At 48.7% G+C, this 24,608-nt stretch carries 20 protein-coding genes; 5 read left to right on the plus strand and 15 right to left on the minus strand.

What is annotated here, in order from left to right; genetic code table 11:
- The first annotated feature begins 1 nt into the window (after window position 1).
- Window positions 2–2,041 carry a TIM-barrel domain-containing protein gene (locus tag ACLJRH_RS21045; protein WP_001116451.1) on the plus strand — a complete coding sequence of 680 codons (2,040 nt, stop codon included), beginning with the start codon at window positions 2–4 and terminating at the stop codon, window positions 2,039–2,041.
- Window positions 2,042–2,095: 54 nt separating this feature from the next.
- Here the strand turns inward: ACLJRH_RS21045 and nhaR are convergent, their stop codons facing one another.
- The 6 genes from nhaR to ACLJRH_RS21075 form a co-directional block, all read right to left on the minus strand.
- Window positions 2,096–2,995, minus strand: a complete 900-nt coding sequence (nhaR, locus tag ACLJRH_RS21050) for a transcriptional activator NhaR (RefSeq protein WP_000062872.1) — start codon at window positions 2,993–2,995, stop codon at window positions 2,096–2,098.
- A 61-nt stretch (window positions 2,996–3,056) separates the two neighbouring features.
- Window positions 3,057–4,223 carry a Na+/H+ antiporter NhaA gene (gene nhaA, locus ACLJRH_RS21055; RefSeq protein ID WP_023137519.1) on the minus strand — a complete coding sequence of 389 codons (1,167 nt, stop codon included), beginning with the start codon at window positions 4,221–4,223 and terminating at the stop codon, window positions 3,057–3,059.
- Window positions 4,224–4,385: 162 nt separating this feature from the next.
- Entirely contained in the window at window positions 4,386–6,101 is a 1,716-nt protein-coding gene (locus ACLJRH_RS21060) for an aryl-sulfate sulfotransferase (protein WP_023137520.1), read from the minus strand.
- Between the two features lie 126 nt (window positions 6,102–6,227).
- The gene (locus tag ACLJRH_RS21065; RefSeq protein WP_001601530.1) at window positions 6,228–7,481 is read right to left on the minus strand and encodes a hypothetical protein; all 1,254 of its coding nucleotides are present in this window, start codon (window positions 7,479–7,481) and stop codon (window positions 6,228–6,230) included.
- A gap of 18 nt (window positions 7,482–7,499) precedes the next feature.
- Window positions 7,500–8,690: an anaerobic sulfatase maturase gene (locus tag ACLJRH_RS21070; protein ID WP_001601528.1), complete on the minus strand. Its 1,191-nt coding sequence runs from the start codon at window positions 8,688–8,690 to the stop codon at window positions 7,500–7,502.
- Window positions 8,691–8,788: 98 nt separating this feature from the next.
- A complete protein-coding gene (locus ACLJRH_RS21075) occupies window positions 8,789–10,282 on the minus strand; it encodes a sulfatase (RefSeq protein WP_000831886.1) in 1,494 nt (497 codons plus the stop codon).
- 594 nt (window positions 10,283–10,876) lie between these two features.
- Between ACLJRH_RS21075 and ACLJRH_RS21080 the strand changes: the two genes are divergently transcribed.
- Window positions 10,877–11,638, plus strand: a complete 762-nt coding sequence (locus ACLJRH_RS21080) for an outer membrane protein OmpK (RefSeq protein WP_000791534.1) — start codon at window positions 10,877–10,879, stop codon at window positions 11,636–11,638.
- 98 nt (window positions 11,639–11,736) lie between these two features.
- Entirely contained in the window at window positions 11,737–13,308 is a 1,572-nt protein-coding gene (locus ACLJRH_RS21085) for a bifunctional metallophosphatase/5'-nucleotidase (RefSeq protein ID WP_000262866.1), read from the plus strand.
- Window positions 13,309–13,353: 45 nt separating this feature from the next.
- Here ACLJRH_RS21085 and ACLJRH_RS21090 read toward each other — a convergent pair whose 3' ends face one another.
- The gene (locus ACLJRH_RS21090; protein ID WP_023137522.1) at window positions 13,354–15,072 is read right to left on the minus strand and encodes an aryl-sulfate sulfotransferase; all 1,719 of its coding nucleotides are present in this window, start codon (window positions 15,070–15,072) and stop codon (window positions 13,354–13,356) included.
- 522 nt (window positions 15,073–15,594) lie between these two features.
- Here ACLJRH_RS21090 and ACLJRH_RS21095 point away from each other — a divergent pair.
- On the plus strand, window positions 15,595–16,032 hold the full coding sequence (locus tag ACLJRH_RS21095; protein WP_000158343.1) for a transcriptional regulator: 438 nt from the start codon (window positions 15,595–15,597) through the stop codon (window positions 16,030–16,032).
- A gap of 7 nt (window positions 16,033–16,039) precedes the next feature.
- Here the strand turns inward: ACLJRH_RS21095 and ACLJRH_RS21100 are convergent, their stop codons facing one another.
- The gene (locus tag ACLJRH_RS21100; RefSeq protein ID WP_001247389.1) at window positions 16,040–17,044 is read right to left on the minus strand and encodes a LysR family transcriptional regulator; all 1,005 of its coding nucleotides are present in this window, start codon (window positions 17,042–17,044) and stop codon (window positions 16,040–16,042) included.
- A gap of 369 nt (window positions 17,045–17,413) precedes the next feature.
- On the opposite strand from ACLJRH_RS21100, the gene ACLJRH_RS21105 reads away from it, so the two are divergent.
- Window positions 17,414–17,863 carry a transcriptional regulator gene (locus ACLJRH_RS21105; RefSeq protein WP_001601508.1) on the plus strand — a complete coding sequence of 150 codons (450 nt, stop codon included), beginning with the start codon at window positions 17,414–17,416 and terminating at the stop codon, window positions 17,861–17,863.
- Between the two features lie 99 nt (window positions 17,864–17,962).
- On the opposite strand, the gene ACLJRH_RS21110 is transcribed toward ACLJRH_RS21105, so the two are convergent.
- The 7 genes from ACLJRH_RS21110 to bcfC all read right to left on the minus strand — a co-directional run bounded on the left by ACLJRH_RS21110 (window position 17,963) and on the right by bcfC (window position 24,605).
- A complete protein-coding gene (locus ACLJRH_RS21110) occupies window positions 17,963–18,250 on the minus strand; it encodes a hypothetical protein (protein WP_000839834.1) in 288 nt (95 codons plus the stop codon).
- A 38-nt stretch (window positions 18,251–18,288) separates the two neighbouring features.
- Window positions 18,289–19,134: a DsbA family protein gene (locus ACLJRH_RS21115; RefSeq protein ID WP_023223267.1), complete on the minus strand. Its 846-nt coding sequence runs from the start codon at window positions 19,132–19,134 to the stop codon at window positions 18,289–18,291.
- A 64-nt stretch (window positions 19,135–19,198) separates the two neighbouring features.
- Complete coding sequence (gene bcfG, locus ACLJRH_RS21120) at window positions 19,199–19,930, minus strand: fimbrial chaperone BcfG (RefSeq protein WP_077909935.1); 732 nt, start codon at window positions 19,928–19,930, stop codon at window positions 19,199–19,201.
- Window positions 19,896–20,414, minus strand: a complete 519-nt coding sequence (locus tag ACLJRH_RS21125; protein ID WP_001632109.1) for a fimbrial protein BcfF — start codon at window positions 20,412–20,414, stop codon at window positions 19,896–19,898. The genes bcfG and ACLJRH_RS21125 overlap by 35 nt, the downstream gene beginning before the upstream one ends.
- A 15-nt stretch (window positions 20,415–20,429) precedes the next feature.
- Window positions 20,430–20,975: a fimbrial protein BcfE gene (locus ACLJRH_RS21130; RefSeq protein WP_001082038.1), complete on the minus strand. Its 546-nt coding sequence runs from the start codon at window positions 20,973–20,975 to the stop codon at window positions 20,430–20,432.
- Window positions 20,976–21,983 carry a fimbrial protein BcfD gene (locus tag ACLJRH_RS21135; protein WP_000701256.1) on the minus strand — a complete coding sequence of 336 codons (1,008 nt, stop codon included), beginning with the start codon at window positions 21,981–21,983 and terminating at the stop codon, window positions 20,976–20,978.
- Complete coding sequence (gene bcfC / locus ACLJRH_RS21140) at window positions 21,984–24,605, minus strand: fimbrial usher BcfC (protein WP_023137525.1); 2,622 nt, start codon at window positions 24,603–24,605, stop codon at window positions 21,984–21,986. It lies immediately after the preceding gene.
- Window positions 24,606–24,608 lie beyond the last annotated feature (3 nt).

Raw genomic sequence — 24,608 nt, forward strand, 5'->3', positions numbered from 1 at the left:
CATGCCATTTATGCAACAAGACCCGCGTCGTCTGGTCTGGCAGCAAAACGATCGCTATTTATGGATTGAGCCCTGGGGCGAGAACAGCCTGCGCGTACGCAGCGGCCGTCATCTGCCGGTAATGAGAAATGAAGACTGGGCATTGACTGAGCCAGTCGCAGAAAGTCAGTGCCACATTGATTATGAGCACCACCAGGCAACGCTGACCAACGGCAAAATTATCGCTATCGTCAATCAAAAAGGACAGGTTACCTTTTACCGCCATCCACACAAACCCCTGTTGCAGGAGTTCTGGCGCCTGCGGGGCGAAATTGGCGAGGATGAATCATCTCACGGCCAGTACGTCAGCGCACTCAACCTTGAGGGACGCGAGTTCCGCCCGATTCAGGGTGGGAAATATTCACTGAAAGCCCGCTTCGAAGCCACCGAAGGGGAAAAAATTTATGGTATGGGGCAGTATCAACAGGCCAACCTGGATCTCAAAGGATGCGTGCTTGAGCTGGCGCAACGTAACTCCCAGGCCTCAGTACCGTTTATGCTCTCCAGTCTGGGCTACGGATTTTTATGGAACAATCCGGCAGTCGGACGCGTAACCTTTGCCCAAAACGTTACCGAATGGGAAGCGCAGGTCAGCGAACAGCTGGACTACTGGATCACGGCTGGCGATACCCCGGCAGAAATTAGCCGGGCTTACGCGCTGGCTACCGGCACACCGCCGATGATGCCGGACTACGCCATGGGCTTCTGGCAGTGCAAACTCCGTTATCGCACGCAGGAAGAGCTGCTGGAGGTCGCCCGCGAATATAAGCGTCGCAATCTGCCTATCTCAGTGATCGTTATCGACTTCTTTCACTGGCCGAATCAGGGTGACTGGATGTTCGATGCGCGCGACTGGCCCGATCCTGATGCCATGATTGCCGAGCTGAAATCGCTGGGAATTGAGCTGATGGTCTCCGTCTGGCCGACGGTAGATAACCGTACCGAAAGCTATCGGGAGATGCGCGAAAACGGCTGGCTGGTACAAACGGAACGTGGCTTGCCGATCAATATGGATTTCCTCGGCAATACCACTTACTTTGATGCGACTCATCCGGGCGCGCGCGACTACGTCTGGGGCAAAGCCAAACGCAACTATTACGATAAAGGCGTGAAGCTATTCTGGTTAGATGAAGCCGAACCTGAGTTCAGCGTTTACGACTACGACAACTATCGCTACCACGCCGGGCCGGTACTGGAAGTGGGCAATATCTACCCACGTATGTACGCTAAAACCTTTTTTGACGGCATGAAAGCCGATGGCGAAGACCAGGTTATCAACCTGCTACGCTGCGCCTGGGCCGGCAGTCAGAAGTACGGCGCGCTGGTCTGGTCAGGTGATATTCACTCCTCGTTTAGATCGCTACGCAACCAGTTTGCCGCCGGACTCAATATGGGAATCGCGGGGATACCGTGGTGGACGACGGATATCGGCGGTTTTCATGGCGGTAATATTCACGACCCGAAATTCCATGAATTGCTGATTCGCTGGTTCCAGTGGGGCGTCTTTAGCCCGGTGATGCGTCTGCACGGCAACCGCGATCCGCAAATTTTACCCGCACAACCGTACCGGGATGGTATCGCCCAGTGCCCTACAGGTGCGCCGAACGAAGTCTGGAGCTACGGTGAGGAAGTATGCGACGTACTGACAGGTTGCCTGGCGTTGCGAGAAAAACTCAAGCCCTATATCAAAGCGCTGATGGAGGAAACCCATAAGCACAATACGCCAGTGATGCGCCCCCTGTTCTTTGAATTCCCCGAACAGGAAACAAGTTGGGCAATCACCGACCAGTATTGTTTTGGTCCTGACCTGCTGATCGCCCCCGTCATGCATGAAGGTATGCGCGAACGTGATATCTGGCTACCGGAAGGGGAAACATGGACGGATCTTGCGACCGGTGAAAGCTATTCAGGAGGGCAGACGCTGCAGTACGCTACGCCACTGAACAGAATTCCGGTGTTTATCCGCGAAGGTGGGCAGTACCGTAGCCTACTGAATTTGTAGAATGACTCCGGCTGCGGGGTAGTTCCGCAGCCGGAAGTATTACGGTAGGTGTGTCTACTGAAGCTTAAACAATGCCGAGTAGTCCGCATTGCAAATACGCTGCACCGCCGGATGCTGGATCATTCTCTCGGCAAAAATCGCATGATATTCTTCCATGACATTCTCCACGCGCCCAATCTCTATTACCGACTCATCGGCATAAAAATCCAGCGAATAAAGGCTCGGCGCCACAAAAATCGCATCGTGTGTCGCGCCAAACGCCTTCATTAAGGCCGCGTCATCAAATTCACCAAGGATCTCAACCTGCAACCCCTGCGAATTAAACCAGTTCAACAACTTACGCCCCAGCATTGAGCGACGTCCCGGCACCAGCAACCGTCGCTCTTCCAGGCAGGCAGGGAACGCTTTTTCAGGAAGCGGATTCGTACACCAGAAACTGACGCTGCATTCGCCGATTTTGACTGAGAATAGCCCCTCCTGCTGCGTGGAATCTATCGGGCAGTCGGAGATAATCATATCCAGCTTGTGCTGGCTGAGCTGTTCGAGCAACATTTCGTGCGTCGACTCAAAGCAACGCAGATGTATGGGTTCGTCCACCACCACCGCCGCATCCAGAACGCTGCTGACCAGACGCTTGGATAAAGCATCGGCGACGCCGACATCAAACAACAGGTTTGATTCTTTGCGGTAATTGACGATATCCAGCATCTCCTGGCTTAGCGTAAACATTTTGTCCGCATAGCGAAAAACCAGCTCGCCCAGTTCGCTGGGCTCAAGACCGCGTCCCTTACGTTTAAATAGCTTCCCCTGTAAACGCTCTTCCAGGGCTTTAATTTGACCAGTAATGGTTTGCGGCGTCAGAAAAAGCGCCTCTGCGGCACCCACGACAGAACCTTCTTTATAGACATGCCAGAAGTAATAAAGATGGTTGTAGTTAATATGAGACATGCTCATTCCTCTCCCTGTTCAATGTCGCAAGGGAGCGATACATCGCTCCCCCTTTCCTTCGTACTGGTTATGCCGGCGCGTTCAAACGCGCGCGCAACCAGCTATACCCCACCACTGCGGAGAGCAATGAACCAATCAAAATGCCCAATTTCGCCCAGTTAATAAGTTCCGGATCGACATTGCCAAATGCCAGGCTGGCGATAAAGATGGACATCGTAAAGCCAATGCCACACAAAATGCCGACCGCCATGATTTGCTGATAAGTGGTCCCCTGCGGCAGATGCGCCATCTTGAAACGCAGCGCCAGCCAGCAAAACAGGCTAATCCCCAGCGGCTTACCAATCAGCAGACCGGCAATAATTCCCAACGGCAGCATGGAGGTCAGACCGTCAATCGTGACGCCCTGAAGAGAAACGCCGGCATTCGCAAAAGCGAAGAGCGGCAGGATCAGGTACGCGACCCACGGGTGCAGAACATGCTCCAGACGCTTCGCCGGCGAGCGACCGTGTTTTTCTTTCAGCGGAATAAAGAAACCGACAATGACGCCAGCCAGCGTCGCGTGAACGCCGGACTTCAGTACCGCCGTCCACAGCACTGCCCCGACCAGAATATATACCCCAGTCCGTCTGACGCCGCACAGGTTCAGCAGCGCCAGCACGGCAATCGCGAACGCCGCCACGCCCAGCGAGACGATGGAAAGATCGCTGGTATAAAACAGTGCGATAATAACGATGGCGCCGAGATCATCGATGATCGCCAGCGCCATCAGGAATATTTTCAGCGCCAGCGGAACCCGGCTGCCCAACAGCGCCAACACGCCCAGCGCAAAGGCGATATCCGTCGCGGCAGGAATAGCCCAGCCCTCGCGAGTGACCGGATCGGAGTAGTTAAAGGCCAGATAGAGCAATGCTGGTACAATCATCCCGCCGATGGCGGCAATCACCGGAAAAGCGGCCTGGCGCAGACTGGCTAACGAGCCTTGCATTAGTTCGCGCTTAACTTCCAGACCAATCAACAGGAAAAACACAGCCATCAGCGCATCGTTGATCCACAACAGCATGTTTTTGTTGATTTCAAGCGCCCCAACCCGTAGCTGAACCGGCGTCTCCAGAAAATCATGATACCATCCACTGGTCGCGCCCATATTGGCCATCAGCATAGCCAGCGCAGCGGCGATGATGAGAATGATGCCCCCAGAGGCATCGCTGCTAAAAAATCGGTGCAGATGTTTCACTTTTTATTCTCTCAATCAGGTGAATTCTTCGAATCTACTATCTTACCTCGCCTGACTCATCGTTAAAATTAGATTATATATGATGAATAGCTCGTTTTTTACGAAATGAAGTCCGACTTACGCCGGACTTTTTTAGTGCAGTCAGTTATTGATGATAGACCGCTACGCGTACAGATCCATTTTATACACCCGGAAACTGGTAATATCGTAGCGATAGCCTTCCCCGTTCGTTTCCGCGTTTTTGTAGTAACCTGACGTCATAGTCGCTTCAAAAAGCACGGTTTTCTCCGTAGGCGCAATCTCCTGTAAAATTAGCAGCCCCATCGCCTCACTGCCCGCCTGCGGATCGATAATATCGCTCTCGCCAGGCTGGCAAGAGATGGCGCGGCCATTTTCATCAAACGTGCAGTCGGCAAAATGCACCACAATATTGCCATTCTGCTGGATCGCTTTCGCGCTAACGCAGCTACTGTAGCCACGCGCGCCCAGCTCCTTGCCGTATTCAAATGGCCGCATAACGGTCATCTCATTCATATTCACCACGAAATGGACAATGCGGCTGTAGTTATCCGGCGGTAACAGGCTTTTGCTGTCATCACGCGAACGGTAATTACCGTTATCAAATACCATAAACTCCACTATACCCGGCGTATTATTGGCGATTTCAACGACGTTATGCTGGCCCCACGTCCAAAAGTCACGGTCGGCCGCGTCGATATCCTCCTGTTTGCTAAAGTCGTAAAGCGCCACACCTTCACTGTCGACCGGGGTTAAAAGATAAGGCTGATAAGCATCGTTCCAGTCTTCATGCGTTGACAAAATAAAGCGTAACGCTTGCGTTTGCAGATCGACGCCAAACACCGCGCTCTGATGACGCCCGGACGCAATTAACAACTGATTCGTCTCATTCACGTAGCTCTGGTTTATATGCAGCCAGTCTTTAACCGTCGGGTCTTCTCCCGGCGCCGTACCTGAAGGACGGGAAACCCGCGTCGTATCCAGCACCTTCGCCATATCGTAGTAAGCGGTCTCCAGCCCGGTAGTCAGATCGACAACCGATACGCCGTCTTCATTGGTTTTCAAATCGTCGGGCCGACCCGAGGTATATTCAGAGGGCGCAACAATGGTATTGCTGTCCCACGGCCAGATAGAATGGTGAAATTGATTATCGAGATTATAGAATGTGTGAAGACGCCCCATCATGTCGAACTCATACATATCCAGATAGGTATTTTTCGCTTCTGAAGTGGTGAGGAAATGGCCATTATCAATTCGAACAAAATTATAAGACGGATAATCCTGAGTAACGTACCAGCGCACCAGACCATTCTGATCTAATGCGTAATTATAGCGATCGAAATGCGTAATAAAATAAAACCCTGGCGCCATCTTGTCCGCATCGGTAGCAGGTTGCGTCACGTTGATAATCGGAAAACCTAATACGACCTCCGCGGAATCTACCGGCGGTAATGGCTGTGTGATGAGCGTATAGACGGCAAGCGGCGTATCTGCCTGAGAAAAGACAATACGGTTTTCAGTATCCGCTACCAGCCCCAGAACCGGCAACAGATTTGCGCCTGGCGTAAGGGTATAAAGATGTTCTACCGGCATCGCCGTTTTTGCCGCATCCTGGACCGTGACTATGATCTCAGCTGATTCCAGACTCCAGACCCCGGCATAAGCGCTTAAAGGCGCCGTGCCGTAAGGGTCTAACAACATCAGCGCATTTTCTACCGTATTCTCTTGCGTGACCTGCGTAAGGCAATTTTCATAAATAGCAGTATGGTTAAGCACCATTTCATTATTGATATCGATACCCTGATTAATCGCCGGACGCGGCGCAGGAAGGACAACAGACGTTGCAGTTAACGTATTCATGATAAATCTCCAGTGTATTAATCTCATCGCCCCTCATGGGGACCACGAAAATTAATACTCTGGATTTTTAAGCCGTCCGAATAAAATACCGCAACAACACCTCATCACACTTTTTATTTTAGCAATTCAGTTACGTGAAGCGTTATATTCAAATTTTAGGTAATCCAGTACGGCAACAACATTGCCAGGAGACATCCGGTTAAGATGCGGCAGGAAGGGATGGTTGTGAACATAGCGAATAAACGCCGTCGCGCTATTTAACGTCGCATGGCGTAACAAACTCACCTTTTTATTTCCTGTGAGATTGCATACCGCCATCGCATAATCCCGTGTGGAAAATGTACGCCAGACGTTGTTGCGAATTCCGCCGCTCAAAAACAACCGCGGAGGGAGATCGCGTTTGGGCGGCGTAACGCCTCTTTCACGCACAAACGAAATATGGCAGCGACCCTGACGAAGATAGCTAAAATTCGCCATCATACAGCCGCCCAGAATGAAGCATTCGTGATCGAGATAATGCTGGACATTCAGGGAGCGCTCATCCGTCAACGCCTGAACCAACTCAAAATGTCGATAAGCAGGTAATACGGGTTTTACTAACATCCCCGGATCGTTTTTATATAAAATGGCGGGGCCGTAATCCACATCAAATAATACATTACGGCGCATGGTCATCGCCTCTTTTCGCTGCACCAGATGCGCCAGCGTGCCGGACGGGAGTCGTTCTTCGTAATCAGAATGATATTGATAATCCGCTTCCACCGGTTGTGCAGAGTAATTCGTTGAGATCGCGACGACCTTACCGCTCTCTTCTTCCGCCGTCACCAACACGTATAAGCTGCTGTCGCCGCCGTTAAATTTCACGCGAAACGCCCGCGTGCTCATAGCGATGTCAAACGCGGGAAACACAAAATCGCGTTCCGCTTGATTAGCGCGACGGGACAGTTTTTGTAATTCGCGGCTAAAACCCGTGCTGTCTATCGCCAGCGCCGCGCGTATTTCAACTAGCGACGCTCCTTCGCCAATCAACGTGGCAAGGTTCTCTTGTCTGGCGTCGCTTCTGATAGCGGTATAGGAGATGAACGTTTTATTACACTGGCGGCAATACATACGCCGCTCACCTTTAGTGGAAAAACCATATTTTTTCAGCGACGTCCCGCCACAATGCGGACAGGACTTCACCAGACCTTTCCAGGATTGATTCGCCGCCTGGCGAAAAAGATTAAGCGATCTGGCTGAGATAATGGGGAACAAAAAACCGCACGCTCGACAGAGAACATTTTTCCCTTGCGGTAGATAGTCTGGACTCTCCAGAATCCCCAGATTTTTGCAGCCGGGCGTTTTGCAAGCATCGACATTAATGTGAGAAAACATATTCACTCCCTGCGAATACTACCTTCAAACAAATATTGACTTTATTTCTGCAGGTGAGATGCCTTTTTCATACAGGGTTCGCATGGCACTCATCGCCGTCGCGGTATGCGAGAAAAAAGCCTGATAACCTGCACACAGATAGTTATGATTGGTTGCGCCTGACGCAGAGGGTAAAAAACGATGTTTCGGACAGCCGCCATAGCAGGCGAACTTCCATTGACAGCGATGGCACTCCTGCGCCATTGAACGCTGTTTATCGCTGCCGAACTGGCGATTTTGTTCGCCCTGATTCATTTGACGCAGCGTCTTCTGGTGGATATTCCCCAGTTTAAATTGCGGATATACGAAGTGATCGCAGTTATAAACATCGCCGTTCATTTCCATCGCAAACGCGCTGCCGCAGGTGGGAGCAAAAACGCAAACCTGCGGCGGCAGGCCGCACCAGGCCGCCAGCGTCTGTTCAAATAGCTGGATGCCGATATCGCCGATATCCTCACGGATCCAGATATCAAATACCGCATTCAGAAACTGACCAAATTGCAGGCTATCGACCGACCACGGCGTCATCGCGATGTGTTTATCCTGCGGCTGCGCCAGCCCATTTTCCCCACAGCGTTCAACTAAAGGGATAAATTGCATATAGCGACTACCAATGCTTTTCAGGTAGCGATAGACCTGAACAGGATGGTGCATATTGGTACGGTTAACCACCGTGAGGGTATTAAATTCCACGTCGTGCTGCGCCAGACAACGCACCGCATTTTCTACTTTTTCATGCGTCGGCTTTCCGGAGCGCGTCACTCGCCATTCATCGTGTAACGCGGCATCGCCATCAATAGAGACGCCAACCAGAAAATCATGCTCCCGGAAGAAGGTCGCCCAGTCGTCGTTGATCAGGATGCCGTTAGTCTGGAAGGTATTGACGATGGTTTTGCCGCCACAATAGCGCTGCTGAAATTCAACGGCTTTACGATAAAACGGGATGCCCATTAATGTGGGTTCCCCGCCCTGCCACGCAAAAATGACCTCATCAATATCCTGTGCGGCAATCTGCTGCCTGATGAAGAGGTCGAGGGTCTCTTCCGACATTTTGTAATGGTTTTTTCGATCCGGATAGAGCTTTTCTTTCTCCAGATAAAAACAGTATTTGCAGTCAAGGTTACACACCGATCCGGTTGGTTTAACCATGACCTGACAACTTTTCCCAAACATCATTACCTTCCCTGAAATAAAAGAACCTGATCCGGCACAGAGTGACCGGATCAGGTGGGCATCGCCCTAAGTGGCATACTTAATTTTTTATAATTATTCCATTAGCCCCAGGTGACAGGCGTCGGCTTATCGCCACGGGCTTTCATCAGCGAATCGTTATCAATATCCTTTTTATACTTCAGGAACTTACCGTAAAGCTGTTTCTCAATCTGCGGCTGTTTACCAATTTGATTGAGCGTCTCGAAACGATCGGTTTTCAGGTTATAGAGATATTTAGGTTTATTCTGGCGATCGATGATCATCTTCCAGTCGCCGTCGCGGATCGCCCACTCATCCGTCGGATCGTCCTGGAACGGCATATCGATACCGAAGATCAGCGGTTTCTGGCGTTTTAAAGTCTTGTCCTTCAGGAGCGGAACTAAAGACTGACCGTCGTAGGTACGATCGGTCGGAAGTTTAAAGTCCATCATGTTGGCCAGCGTCGGCAGCCAGTCAAGACCATATACCGGCGTGTCCGTTACCATCCCCTGTGGAATGTGCTTGCCGTATTTGATGATTGCCGGTACGCGAATGCCGCCTTCCCACAGGTTGTCTTTACGCCCGCGCAGACCGTCGGTTTCCCCGGCCAGGTTCAGCTCGTATACCTTACGCGCTTCACGCGTGACAGGGCCGTTGTCGCTGGTAAAGATGACGATGGTGTTATCTTCCTCGCCCATCGCCTTAATTTTATCCAGCACTTTACCGACCTGCTCATCCATGTAGCTGATATTGGCGTAATATTCGCCGGTGCCGCGCCACGGTTTGTCTGCCCAGTCGCCGTAGAACAGATCCGGATGCTGCTTCTGGTAGTCGGTCATGTACTGCGAATACATATCAAGGTATTTTTTCGGCGACGCCAGCGGGCTATGGACTTCGGTAAAGGCGACATATAAGAAGAACGGATTATCGTCTTTCTTATTATCCAGCCAGTTCACCACTTCAGAGCTCACAAACTCGCCGCTCATCTTATCTGCGCGGCCAATATGTTGGCCATTACGAATCCACCCCGTAGGATGCACCACGCCATAGCGCGGGCGCTCCTTGGCGTTGTCCAGCGTAGCATCGGTGACAAATCCCGCCGGATTAACCAACGTATAGTCAAAGCCCATGTCTTTCGCCTGCGGCTGATCGGTGCGATCGCCGCCCGCATTCAGGTGTAATTTCCCCATCATCGCCGTATCGTAGCCCTGCTGTTTTAGCAGGTTGGCGATAGTCAGTTCATTACGCCCCAGCGCAACATCTTTGCCTTCCGGTATCCAGGAACGGATTCCGGTACGGAACGGCATACGGCCGGTTAACAGGCCCGCGCGGGAAGGAGAACACAGAGGCGCTGGCGCATAATAGTCGGTAAACTTCACCCCCTCCTGCGCCAATTTGTCTATGTTAGGTGTTTTAACGATGCGGTGCCCGTAGGTGGCGAGATCGCCATACCCTAAATCATCCGCCAGAATAATGACTAAGTTAGGACGCTTTGCGGTTGCCGCTTGCGCGGTTGATAATACGCTTCCAGCGCATAGCGCCAACCCTATCATACTGGCAACGACTGTTCTTTTCATTTCAACTCCTTTGAGTTATCGCACGGTCTGATTACGATATATTTGCCGATAGACCCGGCTGCGGGATACAGCCTGAATTAATTGCACTATATATATTCGATTTGTCTTATATTTCTTCCATTAACATCATTTTATCGTAGAAAATTATTCACACTCATTATAATATTAATACCATAAATATATTTCGTGCTAAAGAAAACACGCCTGAAGCAGTCTATAAAAAAAGAAATCGCGAACGAGTGATGCAGATCTCAAATATGGCCCATATGTCAGAACCGCTATTGTGATGTCAATATATGTTGCTGTTTCAACGGTAACACCCTCATTTACTGGCAGTAAGTTGTCTTTACGAGAGATTATTCCCATTCGAAGTTTCATTAATTTCATGCTATCCGGTGTGACTTTTACAACAGAGACATAAACTATAAATCAAATAGTTATTGCGTAATAAACAACATTATCTGACACGAATATTTGACGATTATATGTCGCTGATATTTTTGAGACATCTATCACCTACGTATAAAAAGACACTCCTTAGAATTCGCTTCTTTACACAACATTTCACTGTGTTTTTACCTCATGGAGTTGAGCATGAAAAATAAGAAATATATTAATAGTCTACTCGCCGCATGTGTTCTTTTCTCTTGCTTTAATGGCCAGGCAGCGGAATTGAAACGCGTATACGGTAAACTTAGCTTCGGATATGGCGACTGGAATAAAGGCTTTGTCAATGTCGATCGCGGCGAAGTGTGGAAAGCGGTAGCCGATTTCGGCGCCGTGTTTGACAGGGGCGAATTTGCATCATTTTATGAAATGAACGTGCTCAACCATCCGGTAGAAGGCCGTAACCATGTTACCCAATTTCTGGGACATTATAGGGTGGTAGAAGGCTCTAACTTTACCGCAATGATGAAACTCTATATGTCGATGGAGAATAAATTCGGTGATGAATTAAACATGATGTACGGGGTAGGTTATCTGGGTTTAACCAGCCCATCAGGCTTTATTAAGCCCTATTTCGCTGTTCATAACTTATCGAACGATTATACCTCTAAAAAGTATGGACAGGCGACAGGCTTTAACGGTTATGTTCTCGGTTGGGTCGCGGCTTATAACTTCGATATGTTTAATGAAAAGTTCGTCATTTCAAACTGGAACGAAGTTGAAATGGATCGTAATGACGCCTACGCCGAACAACAGGGTGGGACGACCGGCCTGAACGGCGCGGTAACGTTTACATGGAAATTTATGCCGCGATGGACCGCCTCCGTCTCTTACCGTTACTTCAATAATAAATTGGGGTATGACGGCTACGGCGACCGTATGAATTACCTGATCGGCTTCGAGTTTTAATAATTAATAAACTTGATGAATATTACTTAATTTCCCCGGTTTGTAGTCGTGAATGATACGACTACAGACATTGTTTTTCTTTAATGTAGCGTAAATGGATGGTTTATATGAACAAAAAGTTTTCGATATCCCTACTGTCGCTGTGCATTGGTTTGTCTTCAGCCATTTCCTTTTCAGCCGATGCGCGTGACATCACAATTTATTATACAAACGATTTACATGCCCATGTGACCCCGGAAATTATCCCCTATGTATCCAAGACACGTCCGGTAGGAGGCTTTGCTCCCATCTCGAAAATTGTCAAAGATGCAAAAGCGAAAGAGAAAGATGTCTTTTTCTTTGATGCTGGCGACTATTTCACCGGACCTTTTATCAGTACGCTGACCAAAGGCGAGGCTATTATTGATATTTTAAATACCATGCCTTACGACGCCGTCTCTGTCGGTAACCATGAATTTGACCATGGCCATGAGAATCTGGTTAAACAACTCAGCAAATTGCAATTCCCGGTATTGTTGGATAATGTTTTTTACAGCGGCACAGATACGCCATTAATTAAAGAACCGTATACCATCGTGGAAAAAGATGGATTCAAGATCGGCGTCATCGGTATGCACGGCGTTTCCGCATTCTATGAAGCGATTGCCGCAGGCGTGCGTGAAGGCGTTGACTGCCGCGATCCGATTCCTTATGTGAAAAAACAGCTGGAAGAGTTAAAAGGGAAAGTTGACCTGACCGTGCTGCTGGCCCACGAAGGCGTGCCGGGTATGCAGTCCAGCGCGGGCGAGGCTGATGTCGCACGCGCGCTGAAAACCGACGTTGATATGGCGAAATCGCTGGAAGGCTATGGACTTAACGTCCTGATTACCGGCCATGCGCATAAAGGTACGCCAGAACCGATTAAAGTGGGCGATACCCTTGTCGTTTCCACGGATGCGTACACCATCGAATTAGGTAAACTGGTGCTTGACTGGAACCCGGAAACCAAAAAAGTGGACAGCTACAATGGTAAGTTGATCACCATGTATGCGGATACTTATAAGCCAGATCCGGTCACGCAGGCCAAAATTGACGAATGGGATAACAAGGTTAAGAAAATTACCGATGAGGTGGTCGCGCACTCTCCGGAAGTGCTGACCCGTTCTTACGGTGAATCCGCGCCAACCGGCAACTTAATCACCGATGCCCTGATGGCTACCGTTCCTGGCGCCGACGCATCCTTCTATAATGCTGGCGGCATCCGTACCGAATTGCCTAAAGGTAATATCACCTATGGTGATGTGCTGAGTATGTATCCGTTCACCAACGATGTCATGAGCATGGAAATCAGCGGTAAGGACCTGAAATCCATCATGTCACACGCTGCCGATCTGAAAAACGGTATGCTGCACGTATCGAAAACCGTCCAGTTTAAATATGACAGCACCAAACCGCTGGGCCAGCGTATTGTTGAATTTGATATCAAAGGCAAACCGGTAGAAGACAATAAACTCTATACCGTCGCGCTGGATTCCTTTATCGGTAAAGGTGGTGGCGGATTTACCTTCACTAAAGGTAAAAATATCAAATATATAGGGATACAAACCGCACCAGCGTTGGTTAACTATATGAAGCAGGTTAACAATATTCAACCTGACCACACCATGCGCGTGGATGATATTAGCAAATAAGCCATAATGTTATGCGGTCGATAACCGGCCGCATAACATACTTAGTTATGCAAACAGCGGCATTTTGTATACCCGAAATGCAGAAATATCATAACGATAATTCGTGCCATTCGTCTCTTCGTTCTTGAAATAGCCCGACGTCACCATCGCTTCGAATAAAACCTCTTTCGTCTCTTTATTGATTTCTTGTAATACCAGTCGGCCTAACGCCTGTTGCCCTTCATCCGGATCGACAAGATCGCTGGAACCTGGTTGCGCGGTAATGGTATGTTCAAACTCATCAACCGTCGTCGCGCCGAAGTGAATAACCAGGTGACCATTAGTCAATAAATGCTTAGCGCTCACAAAACTGCTATAGCCCCGGTTCCCGACTTCCGTTTTACCATATTCATACGGACGCGTTACGGTCATCGTGTTTAGGTTTATTTTAAACTGCACCACCCGGCTGAAGTTATCGAGAGGCAACAGACTTTTCGCATCTTCGCGTGAACGATAGTTACCATTATCAAAGACCATAAACTCCAGGATACCAGGCTCATCATTTGGAATTTCAACAATGTTATGCTGCCCCCAGGTCCAGAAATTCTTATCTGCCGCATCAATCCCTCCCGGCGAGGTAAGATCATACAGCGGGACGCCATCATCATCGACAGGGGTTAATAAGTATTGCCTGAATTCGTCAGACCAATCCTCATGGTTCGCCATAATAAAGCGCAGTTCGCCGGAATCCACATTTACGCCAAAAATCGCGCTCTGATGTCGACCGGAACAGATCAGCAAATTGTTGGGTTCATTAATATAGCTTTGGTTGATATGCAGCCAGTCATCCATTGATACGTCCTGACCTGGCGCGCTTCCGGAAGGACGCGGCGATCTGGAATAATCCATCACATACAGCATATCGTAATAGGCGACTTCAAGTCCGGTAGATAAGTTAATAATAGAAACGCCATCTTTCCCGGTTGAGTAACCATCTGGCCGTCCATTGCTATATTCTGAAGGCGCAATCGCCAGATTGTTCTCAATGGGAAGAATGGAGTGATGGAACTCATTGTCGAGAAGATAAACCGTATAAACCCGTCCCATAATGTCAAATTCATACATATTCAGACAATGGTTTATTCCCTGTGACGTCGCCAGGAAATGGCCGTTATCCATTCTGACAAAATTATAAGAAGGGATTTCCTGACTTACATACCACCGGACAATCCCGTTATGATCAAAAGCCAGATTATACCGATCAAAATAAGTGGAGAAATAAAGCCCTTCCTCCATCAGCGAGGCCTGCTGCGCAGGACAGGAGACGCTAATAATAGGGAAAGCGAGGCTCACGTTAGCCGAATCCGTGGGCGGTAATGCGTCTGTCATTACTGTATATTGCCCGACAATTTGCGAGGCAAGGCGTAGGGTAATCTGATTATTCACCGCGGATACCATCCCACACACAGGAATAAGGTTAGCGCCCGGATGTACATCATATTGATAACGCACTGCCTCTGTCGTCGCTTCGCTATCAACAACATTGATCTCAAGCGCGGCAGCTTCATCAATCCAAATCCCCAGATAGAGACTCAACGGGGCGGTCCCGTAGGGATTTACGGTGACAATGGCCTTGTCACAGGTATTAGATTGCGTGATCTCCGCTAATCGTTGTTCATATATGGCGTTATGGTTTAACACCAATGCGTTATTGGTATCGATTTTCTGGTTAATCGGCTCACGCGGTGCGGGCAAGTTAACCATTGACGAACTTTTCTTATTCATACGTTTCTCCTTATTAATTCAGATATAGACAACGAGCGGCCACAACATGCCAGCCCGTTGCTTAGCAAATAACCCTACGTCAACAAGAGAAATCGGTTTAATAATTTAAAATAAAACATCCATAAAATAACACCCAGACTAACACTATTCTTTATCATCCGGAGATTTTATTTCCCTGGCGCTACTATAAAAGCATAACAATTATGTAGCATTAATGCTTTGCGACCAATAGCCTATACCTTTTTAATGGTTGGCATAGGCCTTACGCCGTAATTCAAATTATTTTATACCAACAATAAATCAATCAAAGCACATCAATCTACTGATAAAAATTAACACTACTATCATTTTATTTTTAGAGTAACTAAAAATAAAACTTTAGCTTTTCTAAAAAACCATCATTTTTGTGACATGATACGATTTTCTCTGGAAAAAAGGCGCTATTACAGTCACGCCAGTTGATCCCTAAATTTAATATGCATATTATTATCGCCACCCCCATTAAACCCATAAAATAACATCATGACTATTTATTTAATTAACAGCACGCACACTTACAATGATAAGACCAATGAGCTAAAAAACATAAAAACGGGAAAGATGATAAAAATTGCCGCAATGCGTATAAAGTGTCTGGAATATATGCTAAATCACGCACAACAAGAGATTATTTATAAAAAACAGCTCACTAATGAACTTTGGGGGGAAAGAAGTCAATTTATCAGCGACGCCAATCTGACCCAGATTTTATATCTACTGCGGCGCGACCTTAAAGGCTTTGGCCTGAGCCAGTTTTTTTCCACGGTGCCCCGAACTGGTATTAAAGTTGATGCTAACATTATTATCAGCAATGAAAATAAAAACCATCCCTCTTCTTTAAAAAAAGAAGGGTATAAATATATGGCATTACTTTTCGCTTTACTGACCATGGTCATAACGGTTATTTATTTAATACAATAATTTGATATTAAACCGACAAATCGCATAAGGATGTGCTTCCTTCAACCAAAGCGTCAGGCTGCTTTTCCTGGCTAAAAAGAAAGGTCGACTGAAATGTTGATATCAGTTTTTTGGCATTTTTATAATGGATGCTGTTTGTAGCCAGATAAGCATAAACGGGTAACGTACGAAAAATTATTTCATCAGGCATACGTAGTATTTTTATATTATAACGCCGTACATCTCTAAAATAAGTAGCAATCTTTCCTGGCAAAATCGCAACCATATCGCTTTTCTCAACAACACCGATAACTCCAAATAGTGAATCACTATAATAACCTATTTCCCTGCGCCCCGCATAAGGCGTACTGCTCTTGAATAAATCAATGCTATCAGCGGTGAAAGAAGAGAACATATCTGAATGATAGACAGCATGTCTGGCAGCATAAAAATTATATAAAGAAATTTTTTCAAGCCCAACCAATGGACTTTTTTCACCACAAACACAAACAAAATCAGATAAATTATCAATAAGATAACTTTCGATCATCTCACTCTTAATATCCAGAATTCCCATGATGACATCCGCATAACCATGCGTCAGCATGGAGGCTGGCGAGTATTCCCCTGTTTTTTTAATCGCATAGTGTTTAATAATATATCGATTCACCAACATCATATCCAGCAACGCCGGAAAATAGTAATTTTCAGTGATATCACTCCCCAGAACAATGAGTTCATTACTCTCCTGAGCATCTGTTTTATCGCAAAGTGTGTTTTCTATAGATTCAATTGCCTGGCGAAATACCTGGTGGAGCGATTTACCTTTGCTGGACGGGACTAATCCTTTGCGGGTTCTGATAAATAACTCTTCGCCATAAAGATTTTGTAAGCGAAGAAGAGCCTGAGAGATCGCCGCAGGCGTGACATCCAGTTTCCTCGCCGCCCTGGTTGCATTTCCTTCAGTAATAACCGTATCGAATACTTTGATCAGATTGTAGTCAATTTTTTTAGCATTTTTTATTGGCCGCATATAGGTTATCCTGGCTGGTATAATCTGGCACCATCATTTAAAGCGCAGATTAACCTTGCACCACACTTATTTCAATAAGTAAATCATTTCCTCTACCTGTTTGTTATTAAATTATAGTTTTATTGATATCATTTCAGCCTGTATGAAATAAAAACACATGATACTATTTTATAAAAAACATCAAAAACATCTGGCACACTTTATAAAAAAGTAAAAAAGCATAATGTTATCCTGTTTAATCACAAATGATTCTCTTATTTCTTTGAGATTCTCTACGCTTATCCGTGCTGATGCAAGAAGTACTTTACCGCCAGTGAACACACTGACAGTGTGAAACTTACCTTATGAATATCAAAATGGAGTGAATTCATGAGACAATACTCTATTAATAACGAATTTATTTATAATGAGTCGTTAAGAGAAATAATATCATTACATGATAAAAAAGTGCTAAAGATGACGTTAATGCGTGCGCGCTGCTTAAGCTATCTTATTGAAAACGCCTACAGGAAGTTGATTACGCGAGAAATGATTTCACACGCAGTTTGGGGAGAGCGAAGTCAATTTGTTAGCGATGCTAATTTGACGCAACTTCTTTATCTGCTGCGACGAGATTTACAACAAATCGGGCTTTTCGAACTGTTCGTTACGCTCCCCAGGCAGGGAATAAAAATCGATGAAAGATTTATCATTGACGCTGCTGACATACCGCCACAAGCTATTCAACATCATACTCACCGATGTAATAAAATTATATCTATTGGTATTCCCACTCTTTTTTTATTGATCGTACTTTTCTTTTTAGCGCCGTTTATCTGAAGATAAAGTCTGTAGACCGTGTCCCGGGAAGGTGAGAACATTTTTCATAATATCCTCACACGACACTGACGGGACACCATCTGCGGTCTGCTACGCGGTTCAGTCATAGACAATGCGTAGCACTGTTAATTGCTTATCTTCATCCAAATAATCTCGTTTTACCGTTGCATGAGGAGACGATATCGGCGTGATAATATTCTCGACAATAATATAACGTTCAACTCCCTGTTTATTATGGCATTGAATTTCTAAGGTTCCCACGTCATTCCAGCAACCTGCCTCAACAACCGATCCCATAAAATGAATCTGAGCGGTCGGTTTCGCTGTCCCTTCATGAACGATAAAGGAAAGTAAAATCACCGGTATGACGCAACGCATAGACTTCATTTTACTTTCACTCCTGTGCGTTCTCCTCTGAGCGAATATCACCCCTTCGCTTTCTGAATTGCCATTTGCAACATATCCTGAGTCGTGCTTCCCGGGATCACGGTCACCCGTTTTACATCACCGTTTTGCGTCTGAGGCATGACGACAAAAGCAGGCGTGCCGCTAAAATCCATATGCTGCGCCAGTGCCTGGTTAGTGAGGAGCGCATCATGTACTGCACCGCTGCTTTGCGCTTCTTTTACGGCGGTCAACTGCGTCGGCGTTAGATAATGTTGCGCCAGGGTATAGACATCGTGTTCCGTTAACGCGCCTTCCACTTTGCCGGTAGCATACAGGGCATTATGCCAGTCGAGATATTTTGCCCCGCCCTGGGTAAGCCATACCTGTTCGCCGACTCTGGCCGCCAGTCCGGATACCGGCCAGCGGGAGGAAAAAATAGGAAACTCTTTGAAAATAAACCGGGTATCCGGGTTCGCCTTAATCAGGTTTTCGACCACTGGCGCCATTTTGCTACACCACGAGCACTGGTAATCAAAGAACATCACCACCGCCGCTTTTGCCTCGTTGGGCCCAACGGAAGGACTGCTGCTACTGAGCAACTCAGCACGATACTGTAATGCCAGTTGAACATATGCCTGTTGTTGCGCAATCTGCTGACGCTGATGCAATGTCTCGCTGGCGGCGACCAAAAATTCCGGATGTTCGGCCAAATACGTTGCCACCACCTCTCCCACTTTATCCGGATGACTGACGATGTAGGCTTCCGCCGTCGGACCAATTTGCGACGTCGGGGCAGAATCGGCGGCGATTGCCGAGGCGGATACGGCAACGCCTGCCAACGTCAACATCGACAGTCGGGAAAGTTTTAACGCGTGATAATACATAATAAAAGTCTCGTTCGATAAGATCGGAAAGCCTCCCGCTATCGGGAGACGCCTGAAAAATAGGTTAATGAATACGCGTCAGATCCACGGTTTGCGCTGGCATTACCCGCCCATAGTCATTAATACTTTGCCAGCGCACAGTGCAGCGAACCGTGTGCCGGCACCAGTCCGTTTGACGCGTTGCAAAGGGAGCCACGACCCCGGCGTTGTCCTGGGCGCGCTCGTTAGCGCGTAATAAAAAGAGCGTAACGTAATAGGGTGTCGGATTGCGTACCGTCGCGCCATCAGGGGTAAGCGACCAGCTCAGATGCCGGTAGGCCTGCTGCGGATTGCCGGCGAGTCCCTCAGGGCGATAGAGCAATTTTAAAGCCGAACGAAACGCCATTTGTACACGGTTCGCTTCCGGTTTACCGGAGGGAATAGCGGCGATACTCAAGGTAAACAGACTTTCCCTGTCGGCGGGTAGCGGTTCGCCGGTATAAACCACCCGCAGCGTGTTTTCCTGGCGCGCTGAAAGCATAAATAATGGCGGCGTGACCACGAAGGGCGTGATATTCCCTTCGTTTTTGGTTCCGGGCCAGCGGCCGCCAGGTAAAATATGCGTATCAATTAACCAGGACGCTTCTGAATGGTTACTTACCGGTACGCTTAATGCCGGGGCGTCCGCATGATAGATAAAGCGAGTACCGCCAATCACCACGCCAGCCTGCGCCCATGATATGGGAAGCAAGCACCAATATATTGCGCAGCGTAAAAAGAACTTATTCATAGGCAAGAATGAAGGTTGCGGAGGCATTGGCATCCCCGGGCGTTACCGTGCCGCCATCGGCAAGATAACGCGCGTAAAATTGCAGATGCGCCGACGCCTGGCCCGGACTGAGCGTCACTACATCACTCTCCTGCCCCAGTGGGATTAAGGTTTTATTTTGATCATAAAGCGCAATCCCAATGCCTGAAGCGTCGCTTTCCCCTGCGGTAAGCGCCAATAAATCCGTATTACGGCTGTCCCCCGCACCGCTAAAACTGACCGTTACGCCGCTGGCAGTGCTGCCGCAGTTTTGTAAATCGATAGCAAAAGGTTGCCATGCGGAACCGTCGCCTGCGCGATAAAACTGCCGTTGAGAAACCTCGCCCATCACCACGTTAATATTTTCCGAGTCTGGAGAGAGCGAACACGTATTGTCCGTGATGGTTCCGGAGACATAGACCCGGCCATCGTGCGCCTGGACGCCGGATGCCGCCAGCAGCATCCCGATGCCGTACAGGATATCGTTACGCATAATTACGATGGCTCCTCATTCATACTGCATATCGAAATACATGACCGCCGTCGCGTTCCCGGACGTGACCGTAGGCCGGGTCGATTTATAGCGAATATAAAAAGACAGCGTGTTGCGTCCGGCTTTCAACGGATAGACCACTGAGTCGGCATTATTGATACTGATGGTATCCTGATCATCATTCAGAATTTCCACCCCTACCCCGCTTGCTAACATGTTTCCGCTTCCCATCCCGGTATCGGTTATCGCCAGTAGCGCGGGATTGTCCGGATCGGGTTCGCCGGTAAACCAGATCTTCGCCCCGGCAATTCCTCGGGAACAATTTTTGAGGTTGATATTAAAGGGCTTAAATTTTGTCGTTGTTCCTGTCGAAGGAAAATCGCCGACCGCAAACTGCCCTAAATCAATACTTTGACTGAGGCTGGAAATATCTATGTCGCAGGTTTGCGCCACAATAGTGCCGGTAAATTCGAGGTTATAAGCGAGGTCGTCAGCGCTGGCATTGATTTGTGGACACAGCATCAGTCCCATGGCAAAAAGAGCGCAGTGTGATCTGTTCATTTAGTCAAAGTCCACTCGCAGGCTGGCCAGCGCGGTAAACGCCCCTTCCGCTGGCGTTTCGCCTGTTGTACTCACCGGGTAGGCTTGCAATGTGATGTTAGCGCGTCCGGCGCTATCGGTGATAAAAGGCGCGACGCTCTGTGCATCATTGGGGATAAGCGCGTTTCCTTCATCGGTTTCGACCACTACGCCGACATCCGCATTATCCGAAGCGATAGCCTGGGGAACGTGGCTATCCGGCGTAGCGATAAGACGCATCGTTAAATTGACCTGCGAATCCAGGCCGCTGCACTTTACCGGTACGCTAAATTTTTTCGCTCGTACCCCCTCCGGCTTTTGGCCTGCATGGTTGAAATTGCCACTGTACAATGCGCCGAAATTCACCAGAATCGTTTGTCCGGCGTTGATTTCGCAACTTTGCGGTACGGTCACCGTTCCACTATAAAGAATGCTGTACACGACATCTGTCAGCGGATCGCCTGCGGCGGTCATGACATAAACATTGAACATAGTCTTAGGACTAATATTCACCGTGCCGACGAACGGTTTAACAATTTTGAGCTGAAACTCCAGATTTGAGTCACGAACGTAAAACGGTTGACCCGCTTTCACATTTTCATCATATCCCATCAGGACATTGTTCATTGGCGGATAGATATCGCCCGCCGAAGAATCCTCAATTCGCATTCCGCCTTCAAGATAGTCCGGGTCCAGCTTTAAATATTTCCAGTTACCGCTCGTTTCTACGATCGGATATGGCGACACATAGGAGCGATAAGTCTGGCTATTGGTCGCCGCGCCGGCGGGACACACCGCCTGTACATTAACTTCCTGGCTTTTTTCCAGTTGAACCGTCTTTCCCACCTGGTTTTGTTCTGCCGTCAGAGTGGTCGTTAAATCGTAATTAATACTGGAAGGTACACCGTTAACGTTTTTACACACGTCTGCGAATGCGTACTGCGATACGACACTTCCCACCAGCAGAGCAAATAAAAGAGGTATTTTCATTTAATGACACTCCGCATGTTGTCGGCTCAGAATCTGACGGGAGGAAGAGAGATGATAGGACGCGACGCACTGTTGATCCGGCAGGTTCCCCCAGCGAACGTGCAGAACGCCTTGCGCTGACAACCCGGAAAGATAGACCTCCCCGGCCTCGTCAACAATCGCCTCCGCATGACGCTCATTCACCGTCACCGTTGCGCCAAAGGGGACAGGCTTACCGTTATGATTCAGCGTTACCAGGGCACGCGCGCCGACTCGCGCTTTAAAGCGGGCCAGAACCAGCGCGCCCTCGGTCGGCACAACGCGAGTCACCGCGTCATCAATATCGACATCATCAGCCATCGCGTTAACGTCCAGCGCCATACGGTTTTGGCGATATGTCGTCGCATACGGCACCACCGCATAGCCACGCGCGTCCGTATGAATACCCGGCTGGTCGACAACGCCGACGTTGGCTGCGCCCGGCGCGGCAATCAAAATATTGGTATTGCCCAGCGGCTGGCTTAGCGTCACCCCATGCGCGTGCGCCACCAGGCCGCCGCTCAGGCCATAATTCACCTGCTGGTAATCGCCGTTATCGCTAACGTTATAGCCAATGTTGGCGTTGCCTTTCGCCCCATCGTATTCCAGGCTGGCGGAGCCGCTTTCGCCAATACCGTGATTCTGATAACCTTGTTGTATGTTGTAACTAAGATTGTTTTCGTCCAGCAGTGTGCCGCTAAGGCCCGCATTCTGCGTAACGTTATGCTGTTTATCCGTACTGGTGCTAAAGGTAGCGTAAACATTGTGATGGCGCGTGACCTCATCGTCGTGTTGTAGCCATTGACTTAGCGGCACCGAGATATTCAGCGCGAAAATTTGATCGCGCTCCGCATCGCCTGCGGATTTGTTATTGTTATAAGAAACACTCCATGCAATACCCGCCAGCGTATCGCTGTATCCCACCTGCAACAAAGAATCCTTTTCATCAGTGTGCCAGTAACTTTGCTGACTGCCGGTAATAAAAAGCGATCCCAACCCGCCTAGCTGTTGATTGATATCGAGTTGTACTTTCCCCCTCCTGGTATAATAAAGATTGTAATAATCCGCCCATTCCGGCCTGCTTTTATCGCTGTCAGTCCGACTGTCATCGTCATAGCCGCTCATCCGTTTCCACGTGGTATCATCCAGCGTATAAAAGCCCGAGGTTGAATAGCGATAGCCCATAAGCTGTAAATTGGTTCCTGACTGTGCAAGCGATTTGGCATACAGGAAACGCAGCGATTGCCCCTGGTAGGTGTTATTATCCGCCAGCGTACTGGTAGCCTGGGTGACATCCAGCGACACCGCGCCCCAGTCGCCCAGATTTGCGCCGCTGCCGATCGCCAGCGCGTGATAATGACTGGAAAGTTGTGTTCCGCCATACAGCGTAAAACCATGCGGTAACCCCCATATCAAGGTCGCCTGACTGAATTTCACCTTCTCTTTTTGACTACTATCGCTGCGATACTCCGCCACCGTCGCCGCATACTTCAGCCGCCCTTCTCGTTGTAGAATCGGCACGGCGGAATAGGGCACGTTATAGCGATTAATAGAACCGTCAGACTCTTTGACTTCCACAGTCAAATCGCCGCTGGCGGCGGTGGGATAGAGATCATTAATAGTAAATGCCCCGGGCGGCACATAGCGCTGATTGATGATGTAGCCGTTTTGCCGAATGGTCACTTGCGCGTTGCTTCTGGCAATGCCGTGAATGGTCGGCGCGAAGCCTTTCATGCTGTCTGGCAACATATTGTCGTCAGACGCCAGTTGTAGCCCGCGAAAAGGAATGCTGTCGAATAATGCGGAGGGGGTATAACTATCGCCTGCCGTCAGTTCTCCCTGCAAAAAGACCACATCACGTTCCAGATAAGTACTGATGTGCTGCCAGTCGCTGTCGCTATTCTGATCGCCGCTATTCGCGTTCCATGTGGAGTAGTCGCGTAACCGCCAGGCCCCCAGATTAAGGCCGCTATTCAATCCAAGAAAATAGCTGTTCTCCGCACTGCCGCCTGGGCTCCAATCCTGACTATTCGCGCCGGTAAAGGTGTAATTCAATAGCAACGCGTTAATACCTTCATCCCAGTATTGCGGTGGGATATAGCCTCTGGCGCTGGCAACCATCGCCGCCTGCGGGATGCTAATGTCGAGACGTTGCTGCGCAAAATCAAAGCGGGTCCGGGCGGCCGGTATCGCACTGGCGAGATCCGGGCAACTTCCCGCCGCCGCCTTCGCCAACAATGGAAACGCCCCGGTGTTTACCCCCATATTTTTAAGCATTTCAGGCGTCAGGCAGGCGCGTAATCCGCTGTCATCAGTGGGCGCGCTTTTTCCCGTCGTCTTCACCGCCTGGAAGGCAATGTCTCTGGTCGCGAGAAACGTATTGTTCAGGTAAACGTCAACGCGATACATCCCCGCCGCCTGGGCATTACGGGAAAAGGTCGATAAGTCGGCCACCGCAGACGGGTCGTCAGACAGAAATGCCGGGTTGAAATAGTTTTCCGCCCACCCCGGCGCAGGCGCCAATGCGATAGCCAACGCCAGCGGGGTTAATACGGGTTTAGCTACGCTGGAGTAATATCGCGTCATGAAAAGCTGATTACGCATAAC

The organism is Salmonella sp. SAL04162 (assembly GCF_046551535.1).
GTDB lineage: Bacteria > Pseudomonadota > Gammaproteobacteria > Enterobacterales > Enterobacteriaceae > Salmonella > Salmonella enterica.

Excerpts from the sequence above, each read along its gene's own strand:
- ACLJRH_RS21045 (WP_001116451.1), top strand. The coding sequence starts at position 2 with ATGCCATTTATGCAACAAGACCCGCGTCGTCTGGTCTGGCAGCAAAAC.
- nhaR (WP_000062872.1), bottom strand. The coding sequence starts at position 2,995 with ATGAGCATGTCTCATATTAACTACAACCATCTTTATTACTTCTGGCAT.
- ACLJRH_RS21060 (WP_023137520.1), bottom strand. The coding sequence starts at position 6,101 with ATGAATACGTTAACTGCAACGTCTGTTGTCCTTCCTGCGCCGCGTCCG.
- ACLJRH_RS21070 (WP_001601528.1), bottom strand. The coding sequence starts at position 8,690 with ATGATGTTTGGGAAAAGTTGTCAGGTCATGGTTAAACCAACCGGATCG.
- ACLJRH_RS21075 (WP_000831886.1), bottom strand. The coding sequence starts at position 10,282 with ATGAAAAGAACAGTCGTTGCCAGTATGATAGGGTTGGCGCTATGCGCT.
- ACLJRH_RS21080 (WP_000791534.1), top strand. The coding sequence starts at position 10,877 with ATGAAAAATAAGAAATATATTAATAGTCTACTCGCCGCATGTGTTCTT.
- ACLJRH_RS21085 (WP_000262866.1), top strand. The coding sequence starts at position 11,737 with ATGGTTTATATGAACAAAAAGTTTTCGATATCCCTACTGTCGCTGTGC.
- ACLJRH_RS21090 (WP_023137522.1), bottom strand. The coding sequence starts at position 15,072 with ATGAATAAGAAAAGTTCGTCAATGGTTAACTTGCCCGCACCGCGTGAG.
- ACLJRH_RS21095 (WP_000158343.1), top strand. The coding sequence starts at position 15,595 with ATGACTATTTATTTAATTAACAGCACGCACACTTACAATGATAAGACC.
- ACLJRH_RS21100 (WP_001247389.1), bottom strand. The coding sequence starts at position 17,044 with ATGCGGCCAATAAAAAATGCTAAAAAAATTGACTACAATCTGATCAAA.
- ACLJRH_RS21105 (WP_001601508.1), top strand. The coding sequence starts at position 17,414 with ATGAGACAATACTCTATTAATAACGAATTTATTTATAATGAGTCGTTA.
- ACLJRH_RS21110 (WP_000839834.1), bottom strand. The coding sequence starts at position 18,250 with ATGAAGTCTATGCGTTGCGTCATACCGGTGATTTTACTTTCCTTTATC.
- ACLJRH_RS21115 (WP_023223267.1), bottom strand. The coding sequence starts at position 19,134 with ATGTATTATCACGCGTTAAAACTTTCCCGACTGTCGATGTTGACGTTG.
- bcfG (WP_077909935.1), bottom strand. The coding sequence starts at position 19,930 with ATGCCTCCGCAACCTTCATTCTTGCCTATGAATAAGTTCTTTTTACGC.
- ACLJRH_RS21125 (WP_001632109.1), bottom strand. The coding sequence starts at position 20,414 with ATGCGTAACGATATCCTGTACGGCATCGGGATGCTGCTGGCGGCATCC.
- ACLJRH_RS21130 (WP_001082038.1), bottom strand. The coding sequence starts at position 20,975 with ATGAACAGATCACACTGCGCTCTTTTTGCCATGGGACTGATGCTGTGT.
- ACLJRH_RS21135 (WP_000701256.1), bottom strand. The coding sequence starts at position 21,983 with ATGAAAATACCTCTTTTATTTGCTCTGCTGGTGGGAAGTGTCGTATCG.
- bcfC (WP_023137525.1), bottom strand. The coding sequence starts at position 24,605 with ATGCGTAATCAGCTTTTCATGACGCGATATTACTCCAGCGTAGCTAAA.